The organism is Altererythrobacter ishigakiensis, assembly GCF_001663155.1.
Classification (GTDB): Bacteria; Pseudomonadota; Alphaproteobacteria; order Sphingomonadales; family Sphingomonadaceae; genus Erythrobacter; species Erythrobacter ishigakiensis.
The window spans coordinates 539,853-562,743 of sequence record NZ_CP015963.1; the positions used below are offsets into that span (position 1 = coordinate 539,853).

27 protein-coding genes and 1 tRNA gene are annotated in these 22,891 nt (G+C 58.5%); 11 read left to right on the top strand and 17 right to left on the bottom strand.

The annotated features are described in order from the left end of the window. Nucleotides 1-73: 73 nt before the first annotated feature. Nucleotides 74-871: a 3'(2'),5'-bisphosphate nucleotidase CysQ gene (locus tag A6F69_RS02625; protein ID WP_067597014.1), complete on the top strand. Its 798-nt coding sequence runs from the start codon at nt 74-76 to the stop codon at nt 869-871. Nucleotides 872-905: 34 nt separating this feature from the next. Here A6F69_RS02625 and A6F69_RS02630 read toward each other — a convergent pair whose 3' ends face one another. Continuing rightward, nucleotides 906-1,604 (bottom strand): YiaD family glycine zipper/OmpA-like lipoprotein, encoded by a 699-nt coding sequence (locus A6F69_RS02630; protein ID WP_067597016.1) that lies wholly within the window; start codon nt 1,602-1,604, stop codon nt 906-908. A 164-nt stretch (nt 1,605-1,768) separates the two neighbouring features. Here A6F69_RS02630 and A6F69_RS02635 point away from each other — a divergent pair, with 164 nt between their 5' ends. Further along, nucleotides 1,769-3,061 carry a hemolysin family protein gene (locus A6F69_RS02635; protein ID WP_067602302.1) on the top strand — a complete coding sequence of 431 codons (1,293 nt, stop codon included), beginning with the start codon at nt 1,769-1,771 and terminating at the stop codon, nt 3,059-3,061. 119 nt (nt 3,062-3,180) lie between these two features. On the opposite strand, the gene A6F69_RS02640 is transcribed toward A6F69_RS02635, so the two are convergent. The 9 genes from A6F69_RS02640 to A6F69_RS13125 form a co-directional block, all read right to left on the bottom strand. Next, on the bottom strand, nt 3,181-3,591 hold the full coding sequence (locus A6F69_RS02640) for a DUF3035 domain-containing protein (RefSeq protein WP_067597018.1): 411 nt from the start codon (nt 3,589-3,591) through the stop codon (nt 3,181-3,183). Nucleotides 3,592-3,632: 41 nt separating this feature from the next. After that, on the bottom strand, nt 3,633-4,157 hold the full coding sequence (gene lspA, locus A6F69_RS02645) for a signal peptidase II (RefSeq protein ID WP_144573517.1): 525 nt from the start codon (nt 4,155-4,157) through the stop codon (nt 3,633-3,635). Then, the gene (ileS, locus tag A6F69_RS02650; protein WP_067597020.1) at nt 4,141-7,026 is read right to left on the bottom strand and encodes an isoleucine--tRNA ligase; all 2,886 of its coding nucleotides are present in this window, start codon (nt 7,024-7,026) and stop codon (nt 4,141-4,143) included. The genes lspA and ileS overlap by 17 nt, the downstream gene beginning before the upstream one ends. A gap of 11 nt (nt 7,027-7,037) precedes the next feature. Further along, the gene (locus tag A6F69_RS02655; protein WP_067597022.1) at nt 7,038-7,976 is read right to left on the bottom strand and encodes a bifunctional riboflavin kinase/FAD synthetase; all 939 of its coding nucleotides are present in this window, start codon (nt 7,974-7,976) and stop codon (nt 7,038-7,040) included. Continuing rightward, nucleotides 7,976-8,482: a dihydrofolate reductase gene (locus A6F69_RS02660; protein ID WP_067597024.1), complete on the bottom strand. Its 507-nt coding sequence runs from the start codon at nt 8,480-8,482 to the stop codon at nt 7,976-7,978. Before A6F69_RS02660 ends, A6F69_RS02655 begins: the two co-directional genes overlap by 1 nt. Nucleotides 8,483-8,486: 4 nt before the next feature. Next, complete coding sequence (locus A6F69_RS02665; protein WP_067602308.1) at nt 8,487-9,554, bottom strand: 5-(carboxyamino)imidazole ribonucleotide synthase; 1,068 nt, start codon at nt 9,552-9,554, stop codon at nt 8,487-8,489. Next, nucleotides 9,554-10,033: a 5-(carboxyamino)imidazole ribonucleotide mutase gene (purE, locus tag A6F69_RS02670; RefSeq protein ID WP_067597026.1), complete on the bottom strand. Its 480-nt coding sequence runs from the start codon at nt 10,031-10,033 to the stop codon at nt 9,554-9,556. Before purE ends, A6F69_RS02665 begins: the two co-directional genes overlap by 1 nt. A gap of 12 nt (nt 10,034-10,045) precedes the next feature. Continuing rightward, the gene (gpmA, locus tag A6F69_RS02675) at nt 10,046-10,732 is read right to left on the bottom strand and encodes a 2,3-diphosphoglycerate-dependent phosphoglycerate mutase (RefSeq protein ID WP_067602312.1); all 687 of its coding nucleotides are present in this window, start codon (nt 10,730-10,732) and stop codon (nt 10,046-10,048) included. 127 nt (nt 10,733-10,859) lie between these two features. After that, a complete protein-coding gene (locus A6F69_RS13125; RefSeq protein ID WP_169816537.1) occupies nt 10,860-11,006 on the bottom strand; it encodes a hypothetical protein in 147 nt (48 codons plus the stop codon). Between the two features lie 88 nt (nt 11,007-11,094). On the opposite strand from A6F69_RS13125, the gene A6F69_RS02680 reads away from it, so the two are divergent. Further along, nucleotides 11,095-11,169 (top strand) — tRNA-Thr (locus A6F69_RS02680). 30 nt (nt 11,170-11,199) lie between these two features. On the opposite strand, the gene A6F69_RS02685 is transcribed toward A6F69_RS02680, so the two are convergent. Together A6F69_RS02685 and A6F69_RS02690 are read right to left on the bottom strand one after the other, a co-directional pair. Next, nucleotides 11,200-12,330, bottom strand: a complete 1,131-nt coding sequence (locus A6F69_RS02685; RefSeq protein ID WP_067597028.1) for an acyl-CoA dehydrogenase family protein — start codon at nt 12,328-12,330, stop codon at nt 11,200-11,202. Between the two features lie 28 nt (nt 12,331-12,358). Beyond that, on the bottom strand, nt 12,359-13,555 hold the full coding sequence (locus tag A6F69_RS02690; RefSeq protein WP_067597030.1) for an acyl-CoA dehydrogenase family protein: 1,197 nt from the start codon (nt 13,553-13,555) through the stop codon (nt 12,359-12,361). Between the two features lie 229 nt (nt 13,556-13,784). Here A6F69_RS02690 and A6F69_RS02695 point away from each other — a divergent pair, with 229 nt between their 5' ends. The 6 genes from A6F69_RS02695 to A6F69_RS02720 are packed head-to-tail and all read left to right on the top strand — an operon-like array spanning nt 13,785 to nt 18,097. After that, a complete protein-coding gene (locus tag A6F69_RS02695; RefSeq protein WP_067602315.1) occupies nt 13,785-14,549 on the top strand; it encodes an SDR family NAD(P)-dependent oxidoreductase in 765 nt (254 codons plus the stop codon). A 44-nt stretch (nt 14,550-14,593) separates the two neighbouring features. Beyond that, nucleotides 14,594-15,562: a thiamine pyrophosphate-dependent dehydrogenase E1 component subunit alpha gene (locus tag A6F69_RS02700; protein WP_067597032.1), complete on the top strand. Its 969-nt coding sequence runs from the start codon at nt 14,594-14,596 to the stop codon at nt 15,560-15,562. After that, the gene (locus tag A6F69_RS02705; RefSeq protein WP_067597034.1) at nt 15,562-16,548 is read left to right on the top strand and encodes an alpha-ketoacid dehydrogenase subunit beta; all 987 of its coding nucleotides are present in this window, start codon (nt 15,562-15,564) and stop codon (nt 16,546-16,548) included. The genes A6F69_RS02700 and A6F69_RS02705 overlap by 1 nt, the downstream gene beginning before the upstream one ends. Then, nucleotides 16,549-16,779, top strand: coding sequence for a biotin/lipoyl-containing protein (locus tag A6F69_RS02710; RefSeq protein WP_067597036.1), 231 nt, complete (start codon nt 16,549-16,551; stop codon nt 16,777-16,779). It begins immediately after the preceding gene. Between the two features lie 5 nt (nt 16,780-16,784). Next, nucleotides 16,785-17,177, top strand: coding sequence for a nuclear transport factor 2 family protein (locus tag A6F69_RS02715; protein WP_067597038.1), 393 nt, complete (start codon nt 16,785-16,787; stop codon nt 17,175-17,177). Beyond that, nucleotides 17,177-18,097, top strand: a complete 921-nt coding sequence (locus A6F69_RS02720; RefSeq protein ID WP_067597040.1) for an SDR family oxidoreductase — start codon at nt 17,177-17,179, stop codon at nt 18,095-18,097. Before A6F69_RS02715 ends, A6F69_RS02720 begins: the two co-directional genes overlap by 1 nt. A gap of 20 nt (nt 18,098-18,117) precedes the next feature. Here A6F69_RS02720 and A6F69_RS02725 read toward each other — a convergent pair whose 3' ends face one another. Together A6F69_RS02725 and A6F69_RS12900 are read right to left on the bottom strand one after the other, a co-directional pair. Beyond that, a complete protein-coding gene (locus A6F69_RS02725; RefSeq protein ID WP_067597042.1) occupies nt 18,118-18,459 on the bottom strand; it encodes a c-type cytochrome in 342 nt (113 codons plus the stop codon). A 106-nt stretch (nt 18,460-18,565) separates the two neighbouring features. Continuing rightward, on the bottom strand, nt 18,566-18,691 hold the full coding sequence (locus A6F69_RS12900) for a DUF1330 domain-containing protein (protein WP_211352804.1): 126 nt from the start codon (nt 18,689-18,691) through the stop codon (nt 18,566-18,568). Nucleotides 18,692-18,695: 4 nt separating this feature from the next. Between A6F69_RS12900 and A6F69_RS02730 the strand changes: the two genes are divergently transcribed. Beyond that, on the top strand, nt 18,696-19,049 hold the full coding sequence (locus tag A6F69_RS02730; protein WP_067597044.1) for a TetR family transcriptional regulator C-terminal domain-containing protein: 354 nt from the start codon (nt 18,696-18,698) through the stop codon (nt 19,047-19,049). Between the two features lie 6 nt (nt 19,050-19,055). Here the strand turns inward: A6F69_RS02730 and A6F69_RS02735 are convergent, their stop codons facing one another. Beyond that, entirely contained in the window at nt 19,056-19,811 is a 756-nt protein-coding gene (locus tag A6F69_RS02735; RefSeq protein ID WP_067597046.1) for an SDR family NAD(P)-dependent oxidoreductase, read from the bottom strand. Then, nucleotides 19,812-21,230 carry an aromatic ring-hydroxylating oxygenase subunit alpha gene (locus tag A6F69_RS02740; RefSeq protein ID WP_067597048.1) on the bottom strand — a complete coding sequence of 473 codons (1,419 nt, stop codon included), beginning with the start codon at nt 21,228-21,230 and terminating at the stop codon, nt 19,812-19,814. Nucleotides 21,231-21,335: 105 nt separating this feature from the next. Here A6F69_RS02740 and A6F69_RS02745 point away from each other — a divergent pair, with 105 nt between their 5' ends. Beyond that, the gene (locus tag A6F69_RS02745) at nt 21,336-21,869 is read left to right on the top strand and encodes a VOC family protein (RefSeq protein WP_067597050.1); all 534 of its coding nucleotides are present in this window, start codon (nt 21,336-21,338) and stop codon (nt 21,867-21,869) included. A gap of 126 nt (nt 21,870-21,995) precedes the next feature. Here A6F69_RS02745 and A6F69_RS02750 read toward each other — a convergent pair whose 3' ends face one another. Further along, complete coding sequence (locus A6F69_RS02750) at nt 21,996-22,805, bottom strand: helix-turn-helix transcriptional regulator (protein WP_083984651.1); 810 nt, start codon at nt 22,803-22,805, stop codon at nt 21,996-21,998. Nucleotides 22,806-22,891 lie beyond the last annotated feature (86 nt).

Consider the following 22,891-nt stretch of genomic DNA (forward strand, 5'->3'; position numbering starts at 1 on the left):
GATTCGCCGCCTTGAAAAGCAGACTTTGGACGTGCAGTGCCAAGACTGCCAATTTGAAGGGTAGTCCACAGAGTTGATCGATAGCGAACGCCTTGATTCAATTATCCGCGAAGCGGGCAGGATCGCGCACGACCTTTGGCCCGGAGCGGGCGGTAAGGTCAAAAGCTGGGAGAAAGAGCCCGGCTCGCCCGTTTGCGACGCCGATCTTGCAGTTGACGCGTTCCTTAAGCGTGAACTGGGCGCTCTGTTGCCATCGGCAGGCTGGCTATCGGAAGAGACCGCTGACGCACCCGAACGGCTTGATCGCGGCCTTATCTGGCTGGTTGATCCGATCGACGGCACGCGTGACTTTGTGCGTGGCCGCAGCGGTTGGTGCGTCTCGGTGGCACTGGTAAGTGAAGGCAGGCCGCTGATCGGAATGTTGTGTGCGCCCGCCCGGAACGAAAACTGGTTAGGCATCGCGGGCAGGGGAGCGTGGCGAAACGGCGAGGGTCTGGTCGCTTCGCGCCGGGATCAGTTTGCCGGATCGCGCGTCCCGATCGATCAGTTACCCAATGCAGACAGCGATCTTGTGATGGTCGACAAACCCAATTCGATTGCGATGCGGATCGCTATGGTTGCCGCTGATGAAGCCGATCTGGTCGCTACATTACGATGGGGGTACGAGTGGGATGTTGCCGCCGCTACGCTGATCGCACGCGAAGCTGGCGCAGAGGTCACAGACACCTTCGGCCAGCCGCTCGCTTACAACAAACGTGACCCGCGTGCCTTTGGAGTGCTGGTTTGCGCACCTCAGATCCACGCAGAGGCGGTCGCACGGCTGGCGGGCCGGGCGGCTGAGCTTGCGCCTATAACAAAGGGCCAACCCTGAGGCCGGCCCTTCGCTTGTTGCAAGAGCTGTAAGCTTAGTAGCCCTGCTGGGCTTGCGCCTCCTGCACATCCTGCTCGTCGAACGGGATGATTTTGATTTCGACACGGCGATTACGAGCACGGCCTTCGGGTGTGTCATTGGTCGCGATGGGAAGAGTTTCCCCGAAGCCCTGCCAGCGGATACGCGCCTGCGAAACGCCTCGGGACTGGAGGTAATTTGCGACCGTTTGTGCGCGGCGCTCTGACAGTGTCTGGTTGAATGCATCCGAGCCAGTCGAATCGGTGTGGCCATACACATCCACCAGACTGTTGGGATATTTGACCAGATTCTCGGCAACGCCGTCCAACGTGCTGCGGAAGCCAGGGTTTAAAGTGGCACTGCCCACGTCAAAGGTGACATTATCTGGCAGGTTGAGCAAAATGGCTTCGCCATTATCGACCTCAGTCACTTCAACGCCGGAACCTTCGGTCTCTTCCTTAAGCTCACGGATTTGCTGGTCCATCGTGTAGCCGACATAGCCGCCCGCAGCGCCGCCGGCGACCGCGCCTACAATGCGCCCGGTCTTGCCGCCAATCGCACCGCCGAGCAATCCGCCCAGCACGGCCCCGCCTACGCCGCCGATTGCCGTGCGAGAGACTTTACGTTCACCAGTATTGGGATCTGTTACACATGCACTGGTGCCGAGCAGTGAGGCTGCCGCCAGGCTGGAAAGCATAATACGTGATGTCTTCATCAAAATTCTCCTCCAAGAATGCCCGAATGTCTCAAGCATCTCGCCCCGCAATCGCGACTCATGCCTTCCCCAAGACATTGATCGCTATGTGATCTTTCTAAAGCTTTACGGCTGGCTGTGCAATGAAGCTGGCAAGTGCGAAGATTTATGCTAGCGAAGTGAGTGTGACACCGTTTCCCTGGCCAGATGCTTTTATCATCATCGGATTGATCGTGCTCAACGGCGTGTTCGCCATGTCAGAGCTGGCGATAGTATCCGCAAAGCCAGCGCGCCTTAAGGCCAAACGTGACAAGGGTTCGGTGAGCGCAAAGACCGCCTTGCAACTGGCTGCTGACCCGGGGAAGTTTCTCTCGACTGTTCAGATCGGCATAACGCTGGTGGGAATTATTGCCGGTGCGTATTCAGGTGCCAGCCTGGGCGAGCCTGTTGGCGAAAGGCTGGCGGCATTCGGTGTGCCTACCGATTACGCAAGCGATGCCGGCTTTGTCCTGGTGATTGCGTTGACCACTTACCTCAGCCTGGTGGTTGGCGAACTGGTTCCCAAGCAGTTGGCGCTGCGTCACGCAGTGCCGATTGCGCTTGCGATGGCACGGCCGATGGCGATGATCGCGAAGTTCGCTGCGCCGCTGGTTTGGGTGCTGGACACTTCATCCGGAGTGCTGATCCGGATGCTAGGTGTCCGGCCCGGCGGGCAATCATCTGTCACCGCTGAAGAGCTGCAGATGATTTTTGCCGATGCCACTCGCTCTGGTGCGATCGAGGAAGATCAGCATCAGATCCTGACGGGCGTTGTGCGGCTGGCTGAGCGTCCCGTGCGCGAGTTGATGACGCCACGCACAGAACTCGACTGGATTGAAATTGCCGCCAATGAAGCGGAAATCCGCAAAACAATCGAGAACAGCCCGCACTCGCTCTTGCCTGTCGCTGATGGATCAGCGGACAATGTTCTAGGCGTAGTCAAAGTGCGTGAAGTATTGGGCGCAATGGTACAGGGCAAAAAGGTTTCGCTGAAACGGCTGATGCGAAAGGCTGAAGTCGTGCCCGATCAGCTGGATGCAATGGATGCCCTACGTGTACTCCAGCAATCCGAAATTGCCATGGCGATGGTGCATGATGAATACGGTCATCTCGACGGGATCATCACACCAGTTGATCTGCTTACTGCGATGGCCGGTGAATTTGCCAGCGACCAGGACGAAGGCGATACGCCGCTTCTGGTAGAGCGCGAGGACGGCTCGCTGCTTGTTTCAGGCGCTCTCTCTGCTGACGCTCTCGCTGACCGGTTAGGTATCGAGTATGACGAGAGCCGCGAGTTTGGTACCGCCGCTGGCTATGTTTTGTCAGTGATGAAACGACTACCGGTTGCGGGCGATCATTTCCACGATCAGGGCTGGCGTTTCGAGGTCGTCGATATGGACGGACGCCGGATCGACAAATTACTGGTGTCTCAGGAATAGCGCGGGTTTGTACGCTTGGTCGCGGTAGCCAAAGGCCAACCGGCCGTCCGTGGCGACGCGATACAAGACCGCATGAGCGAGGAAATCGCGAGCGCGGATGCGCTTGCGGAAATCAAAAATTACCCTGGAATCACAGCCGTAGCGCTGGCGCCGGCGCCTTCGGGCGCAGCGATGATATCACGCGTTACCGTGCCTTTGGCGACAGTGTTGGTTTCCGGATCACCCACTGAGGAGCGGATACCAGGAGCGGCCTGACCCGCTCTGTCGAGGGCACTTGTTTCGACCTGGCTGCGCGGAGCGGGGCCACCGAACAGCGCTTCCAATGCCTGTTCCTGAGTCGAACCGTCACCCGGACGGGGAGCGCCTGGAGCAGGCGGGACCAGGTTGAAGTCTGGCGGTACAACCAACGGGGCTTGCCGCTGAACAGCGAATTCATCCGGCCGCTCGCGATTGAGAATACCGCCGCCGCCGCACCCGGCCAGCATTGCGCTGGTTGCGATCAAAAGAATGGGCGTCTTGAGACTAGGCATTTCATTCACTCCATTGGCCGCATTGGCGGCATCTATTCTTGCTATTCAGCTTCGGCCTTACGTGCATTGTCGCTTACGAAGAAGCTGCGCACAAGGATTATCACCACACCGATGGTGATAGCGGCGTCGGCGACATTGAAAATAAGGAAGGGGCGAAAATCCCCGATATGGAAATCGGCATAGTCGAGGACATAGCCATAGCGTGTCCGGTCGACGATATTTCCCAGCGCGCCGCCCAAAATCATGCCCAGGCCGATGATGTCGCCCAGCAATCGCTCGCGGAACATCCAGACGGCAACCACAACCGCGATCAGCGCGGTAACGCCTACCAGAATCCAGCGGGTCTCATCGCTGGTGGCTTCGAACAACCCCAGTGAAACGCCGCGGTTATGCACCCGGGTGAAATCGAAGAATGGCAGCAGGTCAAGTTTGTCGCCTTCGCGCATCAGGCCAAGCGGGCCATCGACCAGCCATTTGACGAACTGGTCGCTGACAAAGATCAGCGCGGCAATGCCCAGACCAATCCAACGGGCGCGGGTAAACATCGCGCTATTCACCAACGACATCCTCACAGCGATTGCACAGCTCGCCATCTTCCGAAACTTCTGGAAGCAAGCGCCAGCAGCGGCCGCATTTGTGATGATTGGTTTTGGTGACGGTCACGCTGTCGCTATCGCTGCGCGTGACTGACGCTGTGATGAACAATTCGGCCAGATCTGCGTCGCTGAAGCCTTCAGGCACCGCATCGGCGGGCACAATGACTTCTGCTTCAAGGCTGGAACGGATCACTTTTTCGCGCCGCAGCGGCTCAATCGCTTCGTTCACGCGTTCGCGCAGGTCGCGTAGCTTGCCCCACTTCGCGCCATCGGCGGAGATTCCCGGTACGGCTGGCCATTCGAGCAAGTGGACGCTGCCGCCGTCCGGATAGCGTGTGCTCCACACCTCTTCTGCGGTGTAGACCAGCACCGGCGCGGCATAGCGCACCAGCGCGTGGAACAGCAGGTCCAGCACCGTGCGATAGGCATTGCGTGTGTTGCTGTCCGGCCCGTCACAATAGAGCGTGTCTTTGCGGATATCGAAGAAGAACGCGGAGAGGTCTTCGTTGCAGAAATCGACCAGCAGGCGAGTGTAGGTGTTGAAGTCATAGTCATCCACGGCTTTGCGCAGCTTGCCGTCAAGGCCAGCCAGCAGCGCCAGAACATAGCGCTCAAGCTCGGGGATTTCGCCCGCATCGCCCATGTCGCCGACAAACCCGTCAAGCGCGCCGAGCAGATAGCGGAAGGTGTTGCGCAGCTTGCGGTACTGGTCGCCTACGCCTTTCAGGATTTCATCGCCGATGCGGTGATCCTCGGTGAAATCGACCGAGAGCGCCCACAGCCGGATGATATCGGCGCCATATTGCTCCATGACCTTCAGCGGATCGATGGTGTTGCCGAGCGACTTCGACATCTTCTTGCCCTTGGCATCCATGGTGAAGCCGTGGGTCAGCACTTCGTCATAAGGCGCGCGGCCGCGGGTCGCGCAGCTTTGCAGCAGCGATGACTGGAACCAGCCACGGTGTTGGTCACTGCCTTCGAGGTAGAGATTGGCTGGCCATTGCAGGTCCGGCCATTTGCCGCTTTCGAGCACGAAGCTGTGCGTGCAGCCCGAATCGAACCACACGTCCAGAATGTCGGTGACCATCTCGAAATCATCGGCGTTGTAATCGGGGCCGAGGAATTCCTGCGCGCGATCCTGTTCCCACGCGTCAACGCCTTCCTTGTGCACGGCGGCAACGATGCGCGCATTCACGGCTTCATCGCGCAGGTAGTCGCCGCTCTCGCGATTGACGAACAGCGTGATCGGCACACCCCATGCGCGCTGGCGGGACAGCACCCAGTCCGGGCGACCCTCGACCATGCTGCCGATGCGGTTGCGGCCTTTTTCCGGCACGAAGCGGACGCGAGCGATTTCCTCCATCGCGCGTTCGCGCAGTGTGGGTGCTGCGCACGGCTTCTCATCCGCGGGATCGATTGCGCCACCTTCGGCTTCCCAGCCCTTTTCCTCGGCAGTCTTGGGGCTGAGCCAGTGCAGGCTCTTGTCCATCGGTACGAACCACTGCGGCGTGCAGCGATAGATGACCTTGGCCTTGGAGCGCCATGAATGCGGATAGCTGTGCGCGTAATCGGCAGAGGCGCTTAGCAATGCGCCCGCTTCGCGCAGGTCGCTGCAGATCGGGCCTTCTAGTGAATTGAACGGTTTGTTGATGACGCTGCGGCGGCGCTCATCCGCTCCGCCCAGCCACAGCCAGTCGTCGCGATAACGCCCGTCATCCATCACTGCGAAAACCGGCTCGATGCCATGCTCCTTGCACAGCGCGAAATCGTCTTCGCCATGGTCAGGCGACATATGGACCAGGCCAGTACCACTATCGGTGGTAACAAAATCGCCAGCGAGGAACGGGCGCGGTGTCGCGTAAAACCTGCCGAGGTGGTGCATGGGGTGGCGGGCTTTTGTACCTGCTAGGTCGGAGCCTTTGATGTTGTTGGCAGGCATTTGTTCGATGCCGGCACTAGCATCTGGATGGCGGTAGCTCAGTCCCGTGCGCTCCAGAAAGTCATCAATTAAGTCGAACGCGACAAGGTACCGGCGCCCGTCGCTGGCCTTGATGTGCTGGTAATAGACATCCGGCCCATAGGCCAAAGCCTGGTTCACCGGGATCGTCCAAGGCGTGGTCGTCCAGATCACCGCATGCGCGCCGACGAGTTCCTCAATCGGCGATTCTGTGATCTCAAATGCCACATCGATCTGCGGGCTATCGGTCAAATCTTCATATTCGACCTCGGCCTCGGCGAGCGCGGTCTTCTCCACCGGGCTCCACATCACCGGCTTTGACCCGCGATAGAGATTGCCGCTTTCAGCAAATTTCAGCAGCTCGGACACAATCGTGCCTTCCGCCGCGAAATCCATGGTCAGATAGGGATTGTCCCAATCGCCCATGATGCCCAGCCGCTTCAGCTGCTCACGCTGCGTATCGACCCAATGCTGCGCATAGGCGCGGCATTCAGCGCGGAATTCCCTGGGATCGACTTCGTTCTTGTCGCGCTTCTTCTTGCGGTACTGCTCTTCGATCTTCCATTCGATCGGCAGACCGTGGCAATCCCAGCCCGGCACATAGGGCGCGTCCTTGCCTGCCAGATTCTGCGTGCGGCAGACCATGTCTTTCAGGATATGGTTCAGCGCATGGCCGATATGCATATCGCCATTCGCATAGGGCGGCCCATCATGCAGGATGAACTTCTCACGCCCCGCGCGCGCTTCGCGCAGCTGGCGATAGAGTCCCTCGGATTCCCAGCGCGCCTGAATGCCCGGCTCCTTCTGAGGCAAGCCGGCTTTCATCGGGAAATCGGTCTTCGGCAGGAAGACGGTATCTTTATAGTCGCGCTTTTCGGTCATCGTGCTCTGATTCAGGTTTGGGGGGCGCTTAGAAGCCTCTTCGCCTCGGCGCAATCCTTCTCCATCTGCGCGGTCAATTCATCAAGGCTGTCAAACTTCGCTTCGCCGCGCAGGAAATGATGGAAGGCGACTTCTATCTCTTGCCCATAAAGGTCACCGGAGAAGTCAAAGAAATACGGCTCGAGCAATTCCTTCGGCGGTTCAAACTGCGGGCGCACGCCAATATTGGCGGCGCCATTCAGTTCCTCGCCAGTGCTCAGGATGCGGCCCGTCACGGCATAGACGCCGTATTTGGGACGCAGGTATTTATCGATCGCCAGATTGGCGGTGGGGTAGCCGAGCTTGCGGCCGTTCTTGTCGCCATGTTCCACGATGCCGCGGATCGCGAACGGGCGGGTGAGAAGCTGGGCGGCAAGCTGCGGATCACCATCGCGCAAGGCATCACGGATGCGGCTGGAGGAGACGACTTCGCTGCGATCTTCGACCACATCGACGACGCGGCTCTGCAATCCATGTGCGCCGCCCAGCTCGCGCAGCAGATCAACATTGCCCTTCGCACCTTGGCCAAAGCTGAAGTCGCCACCAGTCACTACACCGTGCGCGCCAAACCGATTGATCAGGATCTCTGTAATGAAATCTTCCGCGCTGGTGCTGGATAGCTCACGATCGAAGTGGAACACCAGCATCGCGGTTGCGCCTGCGGCCAGATATAGCTCTTGCCGCTGCTCAAGCGTGGTCAGCCGGAAGGGCGGGACATCGGGGCGGAAGAAACGCACCGGATGCGGATCGAAAGTGGCGATGATCGAAGGGCGGCCCTCGGCATGCGCCCAGTCGATTGCCTCGCCCGCTACCGCCTGATGTCCTTTGTGAAAGCCATCAAAATTGCCCAGCGCGATAATCGCACCGCGCAGCGCGTCGGGCACAGTCTCGCGATGGTCGAGCCAGCGCATCAGCTCTCCTCCTCACGGCGGTGGTAGGTCACGAAGGAGTACGCTGGCAAATCGCCCTCTGCCGGGAAATCCTCCCGCGCGGTCACCTCCCATTCTGACCCGATTGGCTTCACGAAGGTATCACCTTCGAACTCTGCGTGCACTTCAGTCAGTTCGATCCGCTCAGCCAGTGGGCGAAACACATCGTAGATCGCTGCGCCGCCGACCACAGCGATTTCTCCGCCGCCGTTATCTTGGCGAGCGAGCGCGATGGCTTCCTCGACACTGCGTGCGACTTCCGCGCCATCACTGTCCCAGCTTTCGCGCCGAGTGAGAACTATGTGCCGCCGCCCTGGCAACAGGCCGGGCAGGCTTTCAAACGTCTTACGGCCCATGATCATTGGCTTGCCCATGGTCAGCGCCTTGAACCGTTTCAGGTCAGCGGGCAGATGCCAGGGCAGCGAATTGTCCTTGCCAATCGTGCCGTTTGCGGCGCGCGCATAGATCAGGAATAGCCCCTCTTCCATCGGATCAGCTTTTGCAGCCGCTCACACGGGTGACATGGCCCATCTTGCGCCCCTCGCGCGCCTCGGCTTTGCCATAGAGATGCAGGTGCGCCTCAGTATCCTCGCTCAGCATTTCGTAGGCGGTGAGCGCATCCTCGCCCACGATATTGCGCATCTCGATATTGGCGAACCGTGTTTCGGTTGAGCCCAAGGGCAAGCCGCAGATCGCGCGAATGTGGTTTTCGAACTGACTGGTGGCCGCGCCTTCGATGCTCCAATGGCCCGAATTATGCACCCGCGGCGCCATCTCGTTGAACACCGGGCCCTGCGCCGTCGCGAAGAACTCCAGCGTAAGCACGCCGACATAATTGAGCGCCTCAGCGGTTTGCCGGGCGATCTCGCGCGCGGCTTCGACGTGTTGATCTACCGCGTCTCCAGCGGGCAGAGTCGAAGTTTCCAGCATGCCGCCCTTGTGGACATTGGCGGTCGAATCCCAGAAGCGCACCTCGCCGCCAGCAGCGCGCACCAGGATTACGGAAAACTCAGCGTCAAACTCGACCATGCCTTCATAGACGCAGGGTTTGCCCGGAAAGCGGAAGCTGTCGACATCGCGCAGCGATGCAATGCGCCACTGGCCCTTGCCATCATAGCCGTCGCGCGCTGTCTTAAGGATGCCCGGCGTGCCGATGCGCTCTGCCGCGGAGGCAAGATCAGCTTCTGAATCGACTGCCATATAGGGTGCTGGTTTGCCGCCGAATCCTTCGACGAAGCGCTTTTCTTTCAAGCGGTCCTGTGCCGCTTCAAGCGCGCGCGAATGGGGCGTGAGCAAACTTTCCGGGATCATCGCGACTGCACTCAGCGGCACATTCTCGAATTCCCAGGTCACTACATCGCACTTTGCGGCAAATGCAGCGAGAGCCTCTTTATCGCCCCAGCCTTTCTCGAAGAAATCGTGGCACAAATCGGCCGCAACATTGTCGCCCGGCGGGGAATAGCCAATCACGCGGTAGCCCAATTGTGCAGCCGACATCGCCATCATCCGGCCAAGCTGGCCGCCACCTAAAATGCCGATGGTGCTGCCAGGCTTGAGCATCAGTCCGTCGGATGCTCCGCCACCGCCGCGCTGCGTGCCGCGCGCCAATCCTGCAGGCGTTCCGACAGGTCTTCATCCTGTAGGGCGAGGATCGCGGCTGCCATCAACCCGGCATTCGTTGCACCCGCTTCACCAATCGCCAGCGTGCCAACGGGAACGCCCGCCGGCATCTGGACAATCGAAAGCAAGCTGTCCTGCCCGCTTAGTGCTTTGGATTGCACTGGCACTCCCAGCACCGGCAGATGGGTCATCGCGGCGATCATTCCGGGCAGATGCGCCGCGCCGCCTGCGCCTGCGACGATGACATCAAAGCCTTCGCCTTCCGCGCCTTTGGCAAAGGCGCTCATGCGGTCTGGCGTACGATGCGCGGACACGATGCGTGCTTCGTGCTCGACTTCGAGTTCTTCCAGCACTTCGGCGGCGCGCTTCATGGTGGGCCAGTCTGACTGGCTGCCCATCACTATGGCAACTTTGCTCATAACAGCGCCCCCTTAGCTGTCTTTCAGATAATACCGTTCGCCCGGCACCATGTTGTCATCAAAGTCATAGATGATCGGCTGGCCGGTGGGAATCTCCAGCCCGGTGATGTCCTCATCTGAAATCTTCGAAAGATGCTTCACCAGCGCGCGCAGACTGTTGCCGTGCGCTGAAATGATCACAGTCTCACCGCTCGCCAGCACGGGCAGGATATCGCTTTCCCAATAGGGCAGCACGCGTTCGATCGTGAGCTTCAGGCTTTCGGTATAGGGCACATCAATGCCCTCATAGCGCGGATCGTTGCCCGGATCGAATTCACTGCCCGGCTCCATCGGCGGCGGCGGAACGTCAAAGCTGCGGCGCCAGATGTGCACCTGCTCATCACCGTGTTTCTCGCGCGTTTCCTGCTTGTTGAGCCCAGTCAGCCCGCCATAGTGACGCTCATTAAGGCGCCAATCCTTCGTGACTGGCAACCATAGCCGGCCCATTTCTTCCAATGCGAGATTGAGGGTCTTGATCGCGCGGGTTTGAACCGACGTGAAGCAGGCGGTGGGCAAAACGCCCTTCTCTTTCATCAGCGCGCCGGCGGCCTTTGCCTCGGCAACGCCCTGCTCTGTCAGGTCAACATCCCACCAACCCGTGAAACGGTTTTCTAGGTTCCACTGGCTTTGGCCATGGCGAACGAGAATAAGTTTAGGCATTATCTCTCCGGCGGTCCGGGCCACCCGCTCCCTCCACCCTTACACCCGGATTGTCCCCCGGTAGGCTCCGGGCGGAAGGGTGGAGGGTGAGGGTGGCTTGGCACCCTACGAATAAGAGCAACACCCGTTAGCTCCCCTCTCCCTTTTTGGGAAGCACTTCTCCGCCTGATTCGGTCATTTCGCGCGCCTGCGCTTTGCGGCGGCGCAGGTTTTCGCGCAATTTTGCCGCCAAACGCTCTTCCCGCGACATTTTCTTCTCGGTTTCTTCACTCATGCGAAACGCAATGGCGCTAAGCGCATTTCACTTCAAGCTTGGCTTGACATTGCGCCCGCGCAAGACAATAGGCGCGCGGCAACCGAGCGCTGCTGTAGCTCAGTGGTAGAGCGCACCCTTGGTAAGGGTGAGGTCGAGAGTTCAATTCTCTCCAGCAGCACCATTTCCAGAAATTCGACCAATGGCCGACACGTCACGCGAGCGCGACGTGCCGTTTCATGTGATGATCGACATTGCCAAATTCAGAATCGAAGATCGTCAACCGCTTGAAATAGTGGCCGATCGCGTATTCATCGGTCATGCCGTTGCCGCCGTGGATCTGAATTGATTCCTGACCGATATGATGCGCGGCCTGCCCGATCCGTACCTTGGCAGCGGATACAGTCCGTTTGCGCTCACTCTCGGACGCATCAAGCTTGAGAGTCGCGAGATAGCTCATAGAAACTGACTGCTCATACTCAGTGAACATGTCCGCCATACGGTGCTGCAGCACCTGGAACTTACCGATGGGCACGCCGAATTGCTTGCGCTGCTTTGAATATTCCAGCGTCATGGCATTGGCGACTTTCATCGCCCCGCATGCCTCCGCGCATTGCGCGGCGATGGCTTCATCCGTGACCCGCTCGATCAGCGGCAGAGCGCCGCCTTCTTCGCCGATCAGCGCGTCAGCAGGCACGCGCGCATTTTCGAAATACACCTCGGACGCGCGACGCCCGTCGACGGTCTCGTAATCGCGTGTGACCACGCCATCGGTCGATTTGTCGAGCACGAACACAGAAATGCCATCCTTGTCGCGCTGTCCGCCGCTTGTGCGCGCGGTGACAATCAGATGGCTCGCCCAAGGCGCCGCAATCACGACTGCCTTGTGGCCGTTCAAGACATAACCATCGCCGTCTTTCTTTGCAGTCGTCTGCAAATCCGACAGGTCATAGCGCCCGCGCGGTTCAGCATAGGCGAAGGCATAGATGCGCTCGCCAGAGACGATGGCACCAATATGCTCTTCCTTTTGTGCCGCAGTTCCCGCGTGCTTGAAAAAGCCGCCTGCGCAAACAACAGTCGGAACGAAGGGCTCTACGACCAACCCTTTGCCAAACTCTTCCATTACGATCATCGAATCGATCGCACCGCCGCCGAAGCCGCCATCTTCCTCGGAAAACGGCATGCCCAGAATGCCTAGCTCCGCAAGCTGCGCCCAGATCTCAGGCCGCCAGCCAGCTTCACTGGCGATGACTTCGCGGCGCGTCTCTGCGCCATATTGTTCGCGCACCAGTCGCGACAATCCGTCGCGCACCATTTCCTGTTCTTCAGTGAAGTTGAAATCCACGTGTCTCTCTCCGCGTATCGCTCAGGCCTTAAAGGCCGAGGATCATTTTCGTGATAATGTTGCGCTGAATCTCGTTCGATCCGCCATAGATCGATGTCTTGCGCATATTGAAATAGGTTGCGGCTGAATGCTGCGCATAGTCGGGTCCGATCGGGTATTCATTCGATCCGGCATCAGCGATGCTGCCGTACATTGGCGTGCCATAGCTGCCGACAGCTTCCAGCGTCAGCTCGGTCAGGCGCTGCTGTATCTCCGTCCCTTTGATCTTGAGGATGGAGCTTTCCGGGCCAGGGCCCTTGCCTGCCTGTTCGCCGGCCAGCGTGCGCAATTCTGTGATTTCCAGAGCGGCCAGATCAATCTCGAGCTGGCTTACTTTGCGCGCGAAATCGAAGTCATTGATCAGCGGCTCACCGTCGAGCAGCTCGCTCCCGGCAATCTCACGAAGCTTTTCAACGCCGCGTTTCGAGCGTGCAACACCAGCGATGCCGCTACGCTCATGTGCGAGGAGGAACTTGGCATAGGTCCAGCCCTTGTTCTCTTCGCCGACAAGGTTTTCTACCGGCACACGAACATCGGTAAGCCAGGTTTCATTGACCTCGTAGCCTCCGTCTATCAGCTTGATAGGCTTAACTTCGACGCCGGGTGTCTTCATGTCGACCAGGATGAAGCTGATGCCTTCCTGCGGCTTGGCTGCATCCGGATCAGTGCGGCACAGGAAAAATCCCCAATCGGCGTGCTGCGCCAGCGTGGTCCACGTCTTTTGCCCGTTGATTACATAGTGATCGCCATCACGCACCGCGGTTGTCTTGAGCGAGGCAAGGTCCGATCCAGCGCCGGGTTCCGAATACCCCTGACACCACCACACATCGCCGCTGCGGATACCGGGCAGGTGCCGCGCCTTCTGCTCTTCATTGCCAAAGGTGTAGATCACCGGGCCGACCATGGAGACCCCGAATGGCAGCGGCATCAGCGCGTTGATGCGTGCATTCTCTTCAGACCAGATATAGCGCTGCGTTGGGGTCCATCCGGTGCCGCCATATTCAACCGGCCAAGCCGGAGTTGACCATCCCTTCTCACCCAGAACCTTGTGCCAGGCGACGAAATCTTCCGGTTCCAGGTCTTCGCGCAATCCGGTGTCGCCCAGATGCTTGGGATAGTTTTCCGCGATAAAGCTTCGCACTTCTTCGCGGAACGCAATTTCTTCTGCTGTGAATTCCAGATTCATCAGAACCCTCTCTCAAAACGAGTCGTTGTTTGCCTGTAATTGTGGCACGTGAATGTGCAGGCTTAAAGGCCAAATGGCAGTAAATTGTTCCAGCCAGCGCGCGGGCTAGGATGCCCTAGCGGCAAGTAAAGCAATATTGGGGCCTGACCCTCAACACTTTTGACGATTACTGCGCTTGGCGGGCTTCGCTATCGCATTCCTAACGATCAATCAGTTGGGAGAATTTGCGATGGATCTCGGACTTAAGGGCAAGAAAGTCATCATGAATGGCGGTGCGCATGGCCTTGGCCTCGCATCGCTCAAGCTGTTTGCTGCTGAGGGCGCAGATGTCGCTTTCATGAGCCGCAAGGAAGACAAGATCGAAGCTGCAACGAAAGAGATCGATGCGGCTGGCCCCGGCAAGGTCCATGGCTCGGTTGTCGATATGGCTGACGGTGCGGACAACTATAAGAAATGGGTTGCGGACGCGGCAGAGGCGCTGGGCGGCTGCGATATCTTTGTCCACATGGCCAGCTCGTCTGGAACAGGCGGGACCGGCGATTGGCAGAACGGCCTTGATATGGACATTCTGGGAGCGGTCCACGCTATCGAAGTGCTGACCCCGCATCTGGCCGAATCAGATGCCGGCTCGATTGTCTTGATGTCATCGACCGCCGCGCTGGAAACTTTTGTCGCACCGCAAGCGTTCAACGCGCTGAAGGCTGCGCTGATCACACACGGCTCACAATTGTCGCAGGCTCTCGCGCCTCAGGGTATCCGCGTAAACTGCGTCAGCCCAGGTGCGATTTACTACCCCGGCGGTAATTGGGAAGTGATCGAAGGCGCTATGCCAGAATTGTTCAATGCGACCCTCGCGAGAATGCCGATGGGCCGCTTTGGCAATGACGAGGAAGTCGCCAAAGCGGTTGTCTTCGTTGCCAGCCCGGCGGTGCCGTACATGACCGGCGCGAACATCGTCGTCGATGGCGGCTTTACTCAACGTGTTCAATTCTAGGGCGCGTTCAATTCTAATCACAGTTTACGAGAAGGGCTCCCCCAATGGCTGAGATCGATCGCGACAAGCTGCTCGATGTTTATACTCGCACGATGAAGGTGAACCGCACGGATGAAAAATTCCGGGAGCTGCTGATGCAGGGCAAGGTTGCCGTCATGTATTACTGCGTGCGCGGGCAGGAGCTTGTCTCCGCCGCCGCTATGGCTGCGCTGGAGAATGACGATTACGTCGTCTGCACCTATCGCGGACAGGGCGAACAGACCGCCAAAGGCATCCCGATCGAGAAGTGGTGGGGCGAATGCCTGGGCAAGGCAACGGGCACTTGCAAGGGCAAGGGCGGCACCATGCATATCACCGATCCCGATACCGGGATCATGGTGACGACTGGCGTTGTCGGATCAGGTCTGCCGATTGCGAACGGCCTTGCAATGGCGAGCCAAAACAATGGCGACGGGCGCGTGACTTTGGTCAGTTTCGGCGATGGCGCCGCGAACATCGGCGGCTTCCATGAAGCGATGAACATGGCGCAGCTCTACAAGCTGCCTGTGATCTTCCTGTGCCAAAACAACCGCTATGGCGAACATACCGCCTATGCCGATCACACCGACAGCCCTGACATTTCCAGCCGCGCGGCTGGCTATGGAATGAAGGGCATCAAGGTTGACGGAAATGACGTGAACCAGATCTACCCAGCGATGGAAGAGGCCGTTGCGCATGCCCGCTCGGGCAAGGGGCCGGTTCTGGTCGAAGCCATGTGTTACCGCATGATGGGTCACTTTTTCGGCTCGGATTTCTCTTACATGCCGCCTGAGCATATCGAGGAGATGAAGCGCGAAGATCCGCTGCCGAAACTGCGCGCAGTCATGCTGGAGCGGCAGTTTACCGAAGAGGAACTGGACAAGATTGTGGCCGATATCGACGCGGAGATCGACGCCGCGATTCAGCACGCGCTCGACGCGCCGCTGCCGGACACCGATGAAATCTACAAAGACGTGCTTGAGGAGACGGCGTAATGGCTGAGATTACCATGACGCAGGCTCTGAACCTCGCGATTGACGAGGCGATGGCCGAAGATGACGGCGTGTTCTGCCTGGGCGAAGATGTTTCTGCCAAGCAAGGCGGGGGGGTGTTCAAGGTCACGGCTGGCTTGACCGAGAAATATGGCGAGCATCGCATCCGCGCGACGCCGATATCCGAGACCGCGATTATCGGAGCGGCGGTGGGGGCTGCATTAGCGGGCCAGCGTCCGATCGCTGAGATCATGCTGATGAACTTCGTTGGCGTGTGCATGGACCAGATCGTCAACCACGCAGCGAAACTGCGCTTCATGTCCGGCGGGCAAACCCCGTGCCCGATCGTGATCCGCACTACAACCGGTGTAGGCGTGGGTTTCGGCGGTCAGCACTCTGACATGCTGGAGGCATGGTTTGCCCATGTTGCGGGCATGCATGTGGTAACACCATCCAACGCGGCTGATGCGCGTGGGCTGATGCGTTCTGCCATCGATGCCAATGACCCCGTGGTCTTTATCGAGAATATCCTGTGCTACGGCCTCACGTCAGAGGACCCGGGCCCGGGGTATCGGGTACCATTGGGCAAAGCTGCCATCGCAAAAGAGGGCACGGATATTTCGCTGATCACCTATGGCCGCACGGTGCTAGATGCGCTGGAGGTTGCAGGAGAGCTTGAGAAGGAAGGCATTAGCGTAGAGGTCATCGATCTGCGCACCATTGCACCTTACGACGAAGCCACAGTGCTTGCCTCGGTCAACAAGACTGGCCGCGCGTTGACATTGCACGAAGCGGTTCGTCCGTTCGGGACCGGTGCCGAGATCGCCGCAAACATCCAGGAGAAATGCTGGGACAAGCTCAAAGGCCCGGTACGCCGGATCGGCGGGACGTTCTCAGCCGTTCCTTTTGCGACGCATCTTGAGCAAGCATGGATCCCGCAAAAGAGCGATATCGTGAACCAGATCAAAGCGAGCGTAGGGAAAGCGTAAATGGCCGAGGAAATTCGCATCCCGAAACTGGGTATGAGCGCGACCGAAGTTACCCTGTCCGAATGGATGTTCGGCGATGGCGAAGTTGTTACAAAAGGCGACGTCATCTACACCGCTGAAACCGACAAAACGACAGTCGAGATCGAAGCGCAGGCGTCTGGTGTGATCCGTCCGACTGGCGAAGAAGGCGTCAAATACAAGGTCGGCGATGTAATCGGCACTATCGAGTAGGGCGGGTGACTAGTCCTCGCGAGATACAAGCCGCCGTCTATGCCGCCGCTGGCGCGCGCGACTGGGACAAGGTGGAGTCGCTGCTCCATCCCGATTTCGTGCTCTATGAAGCTGATTGCCTGCCATTTGCGGGCGAGTGGCGCGGCAAGGACGCGCTACAACGCTGTGCTGCGGCGATGTATGGCACCTGGGCCGAGGCCAAGGTCGACATTCATGACATCACCGGCGGTGACACGCATGCTGTGACGATTCTGACGCTGACCATGACACCCAAAGGGGGCGGCGAGACCTTTAGCCAGACCGTGTGCGAAATGGGTGAGTTTGAAGACGGACTGATGAAGAGTCTGAAAATCCATTACTTCGACGCGGAAGAGGTTTCGCGGAAAGCGAACAGCTGATGACAATCGAAAAGGTTTGCGTTCTTGGCGCGCCTGCCGATCAGGGGCAGCCGCTGGTGGCTGAGCTGCTGGGCGCAGGATTCGCGGTAACAGCGGGCGTACGGCGCGATGACGCAATGAAGGATGCGCCGTGGCCAGACTTGCCTACAGTCCACGCGGACATCACCGACGCCGATGCCATGGCGCAGTCCTTTGCCGGACAGGATGCAGCGGCGTTCCATCTGCCGTTCGAGTTTGACCGAGAAAAGGCCGCGCATTTCGGGCGCTCGATTGCCGAAGGGGCAAAGCGCGCGGGGCTGAAGAAAATCGTGTTCAACACCGCGTGCTACGTCGCTGATCACGATCTTGACCTGTCCGCGCATGATGGGCGGCGCGATATCGAGCGCGCGCTGGAAGAAACCGGTATTCCCTGTGTTTTCATTGAGCCGACTGTGTTCATGGACAATCAGTACCGCATCTGGACGCGTCCTTTGATCATGCGTGACGGGATCTTCGCTTACCCTGCCAAGCCTGACTTGCTGATCAACTGGGTGTGTCTGGAGGATGTGGCGCAGGCGATGCGCCGTGCATTGCAGACCGATGCTGCTGACGGAAAACATGTTCCACTAGGCGGGCCTGAGGCGCTGACCGGCGATCAGGTTGCCGCCAATCTCACCGAAGCAATCGGCAAGCCGGTGCGTTTCCAGAGCCTTGCGCCTGAAGAGTTTGCCGCACGGATGAGCGAGCTGGTCACCGGTTCGCGCGAGGTGCAGCCGCTGTCGATCTATGATGGAATGGCGAAGTTTTACGCCTTCTATAACAGCCAGCCTGTTTCACCCCTGCTGGTCGATCCGCAAGATGCGCGCGATCTACTGGGGATGGAGCACACCTCGCATCTGGACTGGGCCAAATCCAAGGACTGGATGGAGGGGCTGGGTTAGAGCCCGTCCATCACCATCACTCAGTCTTTCTCTTTGAGCGTCTCGAGATAGGCCAGCAGATTGGCGATATCGCCGTCTTCGAACACGAAGGCCGGCATTTCCATTGAATGTCCGATCTGAACGCCGCGCTCGAACGACGCCTCTATTGCCCAATCCGGCAATCGGTTGGCGGCACGGCGCAGGCTGGGAGCGTTCGGATTGGGCGAAACTCCGTCTTCCAGCGCATGACAGCTGGCGCAGTTCGTTTGGGCGAAGGCTCTGCCTTCCGCTGCACTTTCCGAAAGAGCGTTCGCATTGTGATCGGTCACGCACGCCGCGATGAGGAGCGGCGTTACAAGAATGAACAGGCGTTTGATCAGCATATGGCCCCCTTTCCAACAGTGTACTGCAGCGTTGCAACCAAACACAACCAAAACCCCTACCGCTACGGCCAAGCAAAGGTGCCGGAGGGAGGGGTGCATTTGCCGGTTACGATGGCACTTCGTGTAGCACCAGCGACATGTCCGATGCTTCTTCGCGCAGCGGGATGATCTGCTGATATGCGTCTGAGGCGTACCAGCTCTTGGCGGCTGCAATATCGGGAAACTTGATCACCGCCATGTTCCGCGAGGTCTGCCGCGTCCGTGCGGCTGATCCGGACGCCAAGGGCTGCATGATCGTCAACGCGATTTGTGAGCTACCGGCCGCGGATCAGGGCCTGTCGCAGGACATGACTATCCTGTTTGGTAAATCAGTTCGCGATATCGAAGCGCTGTTGGGACAGGCCGTGCGCGATGGCGAGTTGTCGCAGGATACCGATGTCCGCGGATTGGCGCTCGCGGTAAAGAACCAACTTCTCGGTTTGAATCTCATGAGCAAGACAATTAGCGAAGAGAGCGAATTGTGGTTGGCTGCCAAGATCAGCCTGTCTGCCCTAGGACTTTATGACGATCGCGGCCTTGCCAAGGCTTGAAATCTTCTAGAGCGTCTGCCCGTCATCAAGGACGAAGTCAGCGCCGGTGATGAACTCTGCTGCGTCCGAGCACAGCATCAACAGCGTCGCATCCAGCCCTTCCATTCCCATCAGGCGCTTTCGCGGGAAGCGCTTCATGTGCCGCTGGCCGGCATCTGTATCGAACCATTCTTCATTGATCGCGGTGCGAATATAACCGGGTGATATGGTGTTGATCGAGATGCCTGTGCGCGCCCATTCGCGCGCCATACTGCGCGCCGCCTGCACGACACCGGCTTTGCTGGCGGAGTACGCCACCAATGTCGGCGAAGGTTCGAATGCTGTAATCGAAGCAATCATTACGATCCGTCCGTTCGGCACCTTGTTTGCGATCATCCGCCGGGCACCTTCACGCGCGGTAAGGATCGCACCTTTCAGATTGACGCTGAGTGTGCGTTCGATCTCTTCTTCAGAGACGTCGGTTGTCAGCCCGCCTCCGTCAATTCCTGCATTCGCTACTACCGTATCGATTGTACCGAACGCCTCTTGTGCTGCATCGAAACCAGCAATGATATCGGCTTCAAGCATGACATCCATTTGTACTGCACGCGCACGATCGCCGATTTCGCTGGCGAGTGCTTCCAGCTTGTCGATCCGGCGCGCGCCTAATGCGACATTCGCGCCCGATCCTGACAGCAAGCGACCAAACCGCTCTCCAAAGCCTGAAGAAGCGCCGGTGATAAGCGCGTTGCGCCCGGTCAGGTCAAAAGAGAACCCCGCCACCTAAGCCGGCAACTCGCCGTTGATGTATTTCATCAGCGTGGTCTGGAAATGGCGCACGCGGCTGTCCTGATAATGGCCCAGCTCCATCAAGCCATCCTTCATCGCCTTCATGCCGGTCTGGACATGCGGCAAGTTCGCCATGTCCTGATCGAACACGCCGGCGAGAGCTTCGCCCATGGTGTCCTTGGCCCAGGCAAAGGGCTCGTCATCGGGGATGTAGAGCCGCTCGACAGACTTGGGTCGTTTCTCGCCTTTGGGTGTCGGGAACAACAGCCGGATTTCCATGATGCACCAGTCTGGCGTGTCGCCCGGCAGCCAGCGATAGCACAGCGTCGGCAAGTAACCGATCCACGGGCTGAAATTGGGGAAGATATTGTAGGTGAAGTTGTCGAGAATCTCCGCGTCAGACGCATCGGAATAGTCATAGCCATACTGCTCGGCAAAGCCCTTGCGCCCTGCATCGGCGAGCACCTTGCGCGCCATCAGAGGATCGTTCTCGTCAAAATCGCTGCCTTCTTCGCTGGCTGCAAATCGGCGATTGGTATCGGCATCCGATCCGCCTGAGAACTGGTTCATCTTGTCGAGTACATAGTGCTGATCCTTGCCCGCGAGGTGCGGTGACAAAACGCCAGATGGCGTGATCGCACGGTTAAAGTGGTCGCCAATATGGTCATAGCGACTGTTCGCATCACCCAGGAACGGCAACAGCTGCGGGTGCGTGGTGATCGAATGCCAGGCTTCCATGAAAGCTTCAGCAGTCGCTTTCCAGTTGGCCGGGATCTTCTTTGCCACCCACATACCGGTGTAGCGGTTCTCCATATCATAGCGATCGTAATGCGATGCAGCCGGACCGAGCCAGGTCTTGAAGTCCGGCAAATCGGGATTTTCCGTGATCATCACGAAGCCTTGCCACAATTCCACACGTGCTTCGGGCAGGCTCATGTCCTTGTTCTTGAGATGCTCGAAATCCCATTCACACGGGATTTCCTTCAAGCTGCCGTCGGTCTTCCAGGTGAAGCCGTGGAAGGGGCAACGGAATTGAGTTGTTGTTCCGCTTTCCGTCCGCAGTTTGCGTCCGCGGTGCAGACAAACATTGTATAGCGCCTTTACGCTGCCATCGCGCTGACGCGTGATCAGGAAACTCTTGTCATTGATCTCGAACACAACGGTATCGCCGGGCTCGGGCAATTCGTCTTCGCGCGCCGCAAACAGCCAGACGTTGGGCCACAGCTTTTCACGTTCAAGCTTGGCAAACTCTTCGCTGATATAGGGATCAACCGAAATCGGATCATCGCCCATATCTGCCACGGTCTCCTCGAACAAATAGTCGGGCGGAGTGCGGGTATCTGCTTCGAGCATATCGGTATAGCTCATGCCCGGACAACGCGGTTCGTTAGCGATGTTCTTGATCTCGTTCATGGCGCTTCTCGCCTCTCCCTCGCAATTTGCGCAGTGTCTTGAGCGGTTTTTATCGCACAACCTGCTGTCCGTTCATCCTATCGGATTGGAGAGGAGTGGGAAGCCATGGCGCGCAGCGAAACGATTTCAGCCTTGGGCGATGTGATGCAGCTGGCCTTTGTGCCGGATGATTTCGATGCGGCGATCAAGCATTGGACCGAAACCATGGGGGTGGGGCCGTTTTACCTCATCGAGAACATCCATCTGGACGGCATGAAGTACAAGGGCGAGCCGACTGATGCGGTGTTCACGCTTGCGCTTGCCTATTGGGGCGACTTCCAGATCGAACTGATCAGGCCGGAGAATGACGCACCTTCAATCTATTCGGATGAGTATGCCGCCACAGAAGGGCTGCATCATGTCTGCATGCTGGTTGACGACATTGCTGAAGCCCGCCGCGTTTGCGCCAAGCAAGGCGCGGAGGTCGTAATCGAAGGCAAATTCGGCACAAGCGAAGTGATCTATGTCGACTCCGGGAAAGGGACTGGCCATCTGGTCGAAATCCTGCAGCAGGACCCTTCAGGGCCTGACCTCTTCGGGATCATCAAAGCCGCCAGCGTCGATTGGGATGGGAGCGAGCCGGTTAGAAGGTTTAGCTAGCACATAGAGCTTCGCCCAGCCGCTTGGGTCTTGGTCACGGCAGTCAAAGGGCGACCGCCCGTCCGCAGCGATGCGATCTTTAGGTCGCGTGAGCGAGCAGTTCGTACGCCGGATGGCGTGCGGAAATCAAGAATTCGCCCCCAAGTACCCCAACTGACCCGCCTTGAAGATGGTCTGCGCACGATTGACACTGTCCAGCTTCTCACCCGCGCGATGAATGTGATAGCGGATCGTCGCGTGGGACCGCTCAAGGATCATGCTGATTTCCTTGTCGGTCTTGCCAATTGCAGCCCAGCGCAGGCATTCGACTTCGCGCTTTGACAGAACGCAGTCTGACGGAATGCGGCGTTTCGTGCGATGCGCTTGCACATAGCCGGCGATGAATCGACGTGTGATCTGCGAGAACAGCGAACCATGCTGCGCAAACTCCACGGATAGATCGTCTTTGCTGCGGTCCAGCGCGATGAAGCTGTTCGCGGAAATCTGACCGAAGGGCAAGTGCACCGGTATCACGATTGCTGCCTTGCACATCGATCGCTTTTCGAAATCCGAAAGGTCAATTTCTTCAAGGTAGGAGTTCTTCCAACGGGTATGGAAGCCATGCTCGTTGACCCAGAACGGCTCGCTTTCATAGCGGCAGGCGCGCGGCAAAGGTGAGCTGAGCGCGAGACGATGATCTTCCCACCAACGCTCTCCATCGGCGACCCAACCGAACACGTCAGCGTTGAGGATGGTACCGTCCGTATCCAGCATGGTTTCCTTGGACGAGATATCGTCGCACATGGAAACCTGCATGCCGTAACTCTCAGCGATGCGAGCGATCGCAACCGCAGCATCGTGAATGTCTTCCGCGCTGCGGATAGTAACCTGTTCAAGTAAGTCGTTCAGCCCTTCGCTGTCGCGGGGGGCGCGCAATTCGACAACATTGGTAGCCATGGGCAATTCTGTTCCTCTGCACTGCGATTGATCCGGTGAGCCTGGACCCGCCTGCCAATCGCCTCCCATTTTTTGCAGGCACTCTT